The organism is Labilibaculum filiforme, assembly GCF_002843315.1.
In the GTDB taxonomy this organism is placed as follows: domain Bacteria; phylum Bacteroidota; class Bacteroidia; order Bacteroidales; family Marinifilaceae; genus Labilibaculum; species Labilibaculum filiforme.
Genome location: NZ_MVDD01000035.1, coordinates 1 through 6,735 on the forward strand (window position 1 = coordinate 1; position 6,735 = coordinate 6,735).

At 37.0% G+C, this 6,735-nt stretch carries 6 protein-coding genes and 1 pseudogene; 3 read left to right on the forward strand and 4 right to left on the reverse strand.

Annotated features, from left to right (window positions below; all coding sequences use genetic code 11):
- Positions 1-165: 165 nt before the first annotated feature.
- On the forward strand, positions 166-642 hold the full coding sequence (locus BZG02_RS20400; protein WP_180335802.1) for a GNAT family N-acetyltransferase: 477 nt from the start codon (positions 166-168) through the stop codon (positions 640-642).
- 139 nt (positions 643-781) lie between these two features.
- Positions 782-1,225 carry a DMT family transporter gene (locus tag BZG02_RS20405; protein WP_101263602.1) on the forward strand — a complete coding sequence of 148 codons (444 nt, stop codon included), beginning with the start codon at positions 782-784 and terminating at the stop codon, positions 1,223-1,225.
- 527 nt (positions 1,226-1,752) lie between these two features.
- Here the strand turns inward: BZG02_RS20405 and BZG02_RS21250 are convergent.
- The 4 genes and pseudogenes from BZG02_RS21250 to BZG02_RS21395 form a co-directional block, all read right to left on the reverse strand.
- Positions 1,753-1,875 carry a hypothetical protein gene (locus BZG02_RS21250; RefSeq protein ID WP_281253728.1) on the reverse strand — a complete coding sequence of 41 codons (123 nt, stop codon included), beginning with the start codon at positions 1,873-1,875 and terminating at the stop codon, positions 1,753-1,755.
- A 119-nt stretch (positions 1,876-1,994) separates the two neighbouring features.
- The gene (locus tag BZG02_RS20410; protein WP_101263603.1) at positions 1,995-4,553 is read right to left on the reverse strand and encodes a M1 family metallopeptidase; all 2,559 of its coding nucleotides are present in this window, start codon (positions 4,551-4,553) and stop codon (positions 1,995-1,997) included.
- Between the two features lie 127 nt (positions 4,554-4,680).
- A complete protein-coding gene (locus tag BZG02_RS20415) occupies positions 4,681-5,484 on the reverse strand; it encodes a DUF1338 domain-containing protein (RefSeq protein ID WP_218972319.1) in 804 nt (267 codons plus the stop codon).
- 390 nt (positions 5,485-5,874) lie between these two features.
- Positions 5,875-6,072 (reverse strand): annotated as a pseudogene (locus BZG02_RS21395) (GIY-YIG nuclease family protein); the annotation flags it as partial.
- Positions 6,073-6,208: 136 nt separating this feature from the next.
- Between BZG02_RS21395 and BZG02_RS20425 the strand changes: the two are divergent.
- The gene (locus tag BZG02_RS20425; RefSeq protein WP_101262134.1) at positions 6,209-6,583 is read left to right on the forward strand and encodes an ISAon1 family transposase N-terminal region protein; all 375 of its coding nucleotides are present in this window, start codon (positions 6,209-6,211) and stop codon (positions 6,581-6,583) included.
- The last annotated feature ends 152 nt before the right edge of the window (positions 6,584-6,735 follow it).

The following is a 6,735-nucleotide window of genomic DNA, read 5'->3' on the forward strand; positions in this document are numbered from 1 at the left end:
TTGATAGATATCATAACAGAGATCATCAAGGCATCGATAGGAAGAAGCCGTTTATAATCTATAATATGGCAGCTTAAATTCAACTTAGAAAACAGAAATCTTGGTCCAACAAAACGAGGGTACTATACACAAACAGCTAGTCCCGATTTTTTACAGGCCTGGGAATTGTACGAGGAGGCTTTTCCCGAGGAAGAACGCCGTGAGCTGGATTTACAGCAACAGATGATGAGGGATACAAATTATCATTTCGATATTGTAACCGATAATGGACATTTTGTGGGTTTTATTTTTTGGTGGCAATTTAAAGGGTTAAGGTATATCGAACATCTGGCCACAGCTATTAAGTACAGGGGCAAAGCTTACGGAAAATGCATTGTAGAACAGTTCATTTCAGATGCTTACGAGGCTATTATACTGGAGGTAGAACTGCCCAATTGCGATAGCAGTAAACGACGAATTGCTTTTTATCAGCGTTTAGGATTTATTTTGAATACACAGGAATACTATCAACTACCGATGCGGAAAAATGGCGTTTCAATAGAGATGCTGTTAATGACTTATCCCAAGGAGATAACAGCAAGTCAGCTGTCTGTTTTCAAAGAAAATTTTCGCGAAATGTGTTACGCTCCCTATTTCGAATAGCTCACTTCTTTATCAAAAAGCAAAAAAATAAGGAGTTAAAATTACAATCGCCAAACCTGTCGCGTTTCAATGAAAAGAACAAGCTCTTGTTTCAGGAGTGTAAAAAAGTTCTACTTTTGTCTCCATATTTGCGATTTCTATGAGATATTTTTTGATGTTGTTGGCTCTTGCCGTTGGTTGTTTATTGCCTATTCAAGCAAGTATTAATGCTAAGTTAGGACTATTTTTAAAAGCGCCCATTATGGCAGCCATGGTTAATTTTGTGGTGGGTGCCTTTGTGTTACTATTAGTTATTTTAGGAACCCGCACTCCCAATAATTTATTACTGGCAGTAAAAGAGGCTCCAATATATGCATGTATTGGTGGCTTGTTGGGTTGCACCTATGTGGGATCTATCATTTTCCTGATTCCCCGATTGGGAGGGGCGCTAAGTTTTGGATTAGTTGTTTGTGGCCAGTTGGTGTTCTCCTTAATTTTAGATCATTTTGGCATGTTCGGCGTACCTGTTCAACCCATTAACTGGGGACGAATTACCGGAGTTTTTTTAATTCTTGTGGGGGTATTGGTAATTCAGAAGTTTTAGAATATTTTTTAAATACACCCTCTGTCTGTCTACATCTCTCTGTATTGGAGAAAACACAATATTGAGGTTTCCTAATGCAACGGTCTTACTCATAAAATCTTTCCCTTTCAAGGGAAAGTGCCGACAGGCGAAAGGGTGCATAGCGATCACAATCTAGAATGCCTATAGTTCAAACTGCTTCTACTTTAGCTATTTTTTATACACAAATACTTGTTTTCCCAAGCAAGAGTTTGTTTGTAAATATTAGCACCCCTCTGCCTGTTGGCATCTCCCTTTAAAATGGGAGAATTCTCTATTTTAACTTTTGCATGCATTTTCAAATTGAATCTTTCCCTTTCAAGGGAAAGTGCCGACAGGCGAAAGGGTGCATAGCGATCATAATTTAGAATGTCGATAGTTCAAACTCCCCATCTATTTTAGGGAAATGGACTGGGGATGAGGTTTTTCATAAACGTTAGAGCTTTTACTCCCGAGGAATCAGTTCAATTCCTCTCTTCTCATAATCCTTACCAAGTTTCAGCCTCTCCCTACTTAAAAGGAGTATAATATTCCTGTCCCTGAAGCACTTTTTCCTGTCCCTGAAGCTGTCCCTCTTGTCCCTGAAGCACTTTTTCCTGTCCCTGAGGCAGTCCCTCTTGTCCCTGAGGCATTTCTTCCTGTCCCTGAAGCTATAATTCAGGGTATTACACACAGAATATTCTGCTTTATAACTTGTTCCTTTCTCCTTTTTTCCTTGGATTTTAATTCTTATTCCTTGAAACTTGTCCTGTTACTCTTTTCTCAGTACAACATCTGCAGCCTGAAGAATCTTTAATTTCAAATTCTCAGGATAATCTGGTTGCTCCTCCAAAAAACGACGGGTAATATCTCCTGCCTCCTTCGATTGAAGTCCACTATAACTACAAGCCAACCAACTATAGGGAAAGAAAATATCGCCGGTAATTTGAATTTCCTGTAATAATTCCAAAGCCTGTGGTAAATATGCTAAAGCTTCTTTTTCCCGTAGTGGATGATTTAAATAACCCAAGCCATCTAAAACCCAACGCTCAATTTCTCGGTTTTCTTCCTTCTTTAAACTCTCAAAGAAATCTTTACGTACTTGAGGATTGGCAGAAAGGGCAGGAGCTACAAATTTCATTTTCTTTTTGCGATCAGGATTTTTAATTCGTTCCATTTGCGTGGCAATAAGTTCTTCTGCTTTTTCGGGCATTTTAATGGCCAAACTGGCAGCTAAATCTGTTGCTTTGGTTTCCGAAAGCGAGAAACCACCAATTTCAGCTTCTTCTTTCCAAGCAGTAAAAAGCTGTTCCAATAGCGGTTTACTTGTTGTAACACTACTTAAGGTGCTGTACAAGCTCGATTTTTTACTTCTATCGGTTTCTTCATTCAGTTGAATCCAAAGGCTTTCTTCCAAATGTTTTCCAATTTGTAATCTTTCGCCGGTACTTATATGCAACCAATAGGCCGATTGCATATATGATAACATGCGTTCTAAAATCAAGGTGTTTTTCTCTTTTGGCAAATGTTTTTTGGCAGCAAGCACAAATTCTTTTCCACTTACTTCTCCTTCACAAAGATTCTCGTACAGGTTAATCCATGCCACACCTCGCACCAAATCATCTTCAATTTTATGCATGTTTTCAAGAAGGAATAGTTTGCTTTTGGTATCTAGTTTAAAAAAACCATAGGCATTCCCTTTTCCGTTTGGGATAATGTAATCAGGTGTTTTTTTGCCTTTAGCTTCTGTAATTGCAAGCTGTGGCTGATTAAATTTAACCGATATTATTTCACTTGTTTCATCATAGCCTAAAAGAATGTTTAAATCCTGATTCCAGTCACCGGCATTTCCTTGTCCGTCACTTTGCGTGATCGTTAAATTAGTAATCAGATCGTTTTCAGAGCTTATTTCTGTTGATATAATTGCTCTTCCTGCTTTGTCTACCCAAATTTTACTCCATTGCTTTAAATCACTCGTGGTGGTTTCGTCCAAAATTGCAATTAAATCTTCCCAGCTTGCATTTCCATAGGCATAGTTTTTTAAATAAGTCTGCAAACCTTTTTTCAATGCTTCTTCTCCCGTAATCCGTTCCAACATATCCATTACAATTGGCGATTTGTGATAAATAATGCTTCCATAAACCGATCCAGCATCTTTTAGGTTGGGTAATTTTTGGTTAATTGCATTGGCTCCGCTTGTGCGATCTACACCATACGAGCTTGGGAAATGTGCCATTTTAAATTTCAATGCGTGGTTCATTTCCGGAAAGCTTGGATTCGTAATTTTATCGGCCAAAAAATTGGCAAAAACCTCTTTCAACCATACTTGATCGAACCATTTCATGGTAACCAAATCGCCAAACCACATGTGAGCCGTTTCGTGAGCAATTAAATTTGCCCGATATAAGTAGCTGTTGTTTGTGGCATTCTTATCTAAGAATAGCTTAGAATCATTATACAAGGTAGCTCCCGTATGCTCCATTCCTCCATATTGAAAGGATGGAATAAGTACAAAATCATATTTGGCAAAAGGGTAAGGAATATTGGTATATTCTTCCAGCCAATCGAGCGATTGAAACAGCAAATGAAAAATTTCATCGGTATTGTCCGCCAATTTTTCAGGATCGGTTTCGCGGTGATACATGGTGTGTTCTCTGCCATTGTGCACTTTAGTGATAGTTTCGAACTTACCGGCCACAAAAGAGAACAGATAGGTAGGGAGCGGTTTGGTGCTCATAAAACAGTACTCACATTTTTCACCTTCCTCTTTTTTCGAAGCGAGTTTTCCATTCGCCATCGCCTTCCATTTTTTCGGTATGTTTAAATTCAACTGAAAAGCCGCTTTTAAATCGGGCTGATCGAAACAGGGGAATGCTGTTCTTGCTCTATCTGGAACAAACAGGGTGTACAGAAATTCATCGTTACGATTTAAGGAGCTGTTTCCTGTAATAAATTCAATTTCAATCTGGTTTTTTCCAACTATCAATTCCCCTTTCGGGATAATTAAATGTTCCAATTCGAAACGGTAGTTTGTGGTTTTTCCATTACAAACTACTTTACGGATTAAACTAGCATCTTCACGGAAATCAATCTGAAGATCCTGATCTGTAGATCGTAAATCAAAATGGATAGTACTGTTTCCAGGAATTTCATCTTTACGATTCTTGGGAATATCAAAAGTAAGCTGATATTTTAGATTAGTAATATTTGCTTTTCGGTAAGCTGCCATTGTTTTGGCCACGCCAGGCTCAATACTTAACTGTTGTGTGTTTGTGGTACAGGCCGAAAAAAGCAAAGTAATAAGAAGAAATAGTGTTGATGTATTTTTCACGTTGTTGGTTTAAGTTAGTAGGATAAAGGTAAAAGTTTATTGCTGAAAGGGGAAAAGATAGAAAATAAAAAGCCCGTCCAAGACAGATTTGTTGGGCGGGCTAGCAAAAGAGTAGTGTTCATTTAATCTATTTTTCTCTAAAATTACTACTGTCGAAAATTTTATTGGCATTGGCAGCAATAAAAGCAGAGAAAATAGTTCCGTTTTCATCAGGGTAACGAATTGCAAACTCGTAAAAGCAAGCTGGAATCTCATACATTCCTTCGGCAAATTCAACTTTAATGATTTCTGAAAGGGTAGAGGACTGTTGCAATAGTTTCTCGACAGTTCCTTTAATTTCTCCTCCCGATTTGTTCATTTCAAAACCACTGTCTTTTATAAATTGATTTACTTTTTCGATTGTATCGTATTGTTGTAAGGCGTTGATGCTAACCGTAAAATGATTAACTCTAAATCCGTGAACGTAGAACCATGCGGCATATTCCGACTCTTTTCGAAGAAATTGGTAGTCGGCATAGCTTGGTTTTCCCCACACACTACCTTTGTAAATTAAATCAGGATTGGCATAGTAGGCATTGCCCACCGAATTGAGTCTTTTTTTTACGATCTTCTGAAATTCTTCCGAAAATTCGGAAACAATTAATTCTGATATAAATACCCGGGGTGCATCTTTATCGCTTGGATGTTCCAAATGAACTGCATTCAAATGCTTGTCCTCAAATATATATTCTCCCTTAAATTCGTAGCCTGCTTTCAGAAATTTCTTCGCTAAAACTGCTATGTTCATTCTTTTGTCATCGAAAGTTCGAAATGCGACATGATCATTAAGCACTTGTTCGTTTTTCTGAATAAATAAATCGTGTATCGCTTGAGCAGAAGGATTCTGCTTGGTATATTCTTTCCAGAGTCGTTGAAATATCTCCTGTTGCATAATTTATGTTTTAGTTTGTTGTTTAGTAATTTAGGTATATTTATTGACTGTATAAAAAAAAACACAATAAAAAGAGGAGGATGTCTTTTATTGATGGCAAAACACTTAAATTTCTATTCAGATTGAATTACATAGCGGTGTAAGTTTAAAATACCATGAATTTATGTTTGAGATTACTATAAAATAGGTATAGATCTATACGAGAGATAGGTATTCTATCGAATAATATCTTGGAAGGGATTGGTGTTAGTTTTATGGGAGCACTAAATCTTACAAAATCATTGAAGTCAAAAAAGCCTCCGAATCAAAAGAATCGGAGGCTTTCTGTAATTTTGGCGGTCTGGACGAGACTCGAACTCGTCCCGATTCTCGGGATGACAGGCATGTATACTAATTAATATGGTTTTTAATAGAAAAATTGATGATCAAATTTTCAATGAAAATTCTACTTTTTTGTTTTTTTATAAATAATTCACGCTTGATGGCATCTGATTTAGATTGAAATTCTTCAAAATAGACAAGAGTCCAAGGAATATTTTTACTAGTGTGTTTAGATTGTCCGGAGTTATGACGAGTTAATCTGTTTTCAAGGTTCCCGGTTTATCCAATATAGTAGGAAGAATTAGATTGACTTTGAATAATGTATACAAAAAACATTGGGATCAATTCGAAAATTTGGTGGAGAATAAAAATAAATGAATATTTGTCATCTTAATTTTATGACATGGATTCGAATAAAGATCATTACAAGTTACTACTTCAAGCAATTTTACCAGAAGAGATATTTTCCTATTTTGAGATCACACAAGTTATTATTGATGAAAAGAGATTGGATGTTCATCTGGATGAGTTACATCAATTACCAGAAGAATATTCAAGGGAAAAGCTGACTTCAAAAGGCTTTCAGTCCGCGGTCGTAATTCAAGATTATCCCATTCGAGAACGCATGGTTTACTTGCATGTTCGCAAAAGGAAGTGGCTGGTTTGTTCTACGGGTCAGATTGTAAGTAGAGATTGGGATTTGATAGCAAAGGGAGCTCGATATACAAAAGGGTTCGCTTCTTTTTTAAAAGAATTATTTGGACAAATACCCGATTAGCAGTAAAAGCCTTGAAAAACATTATCATATCGATGGGAATCAATTTTCCCAGCAATACAAGGATCACTTAAGTGATTTTAATCAGTGGGATCAGAAATCTCATGCTCACAAGTGGATGCTTTTTCCTGAAAACATAGGTCCTAACCTTAGTA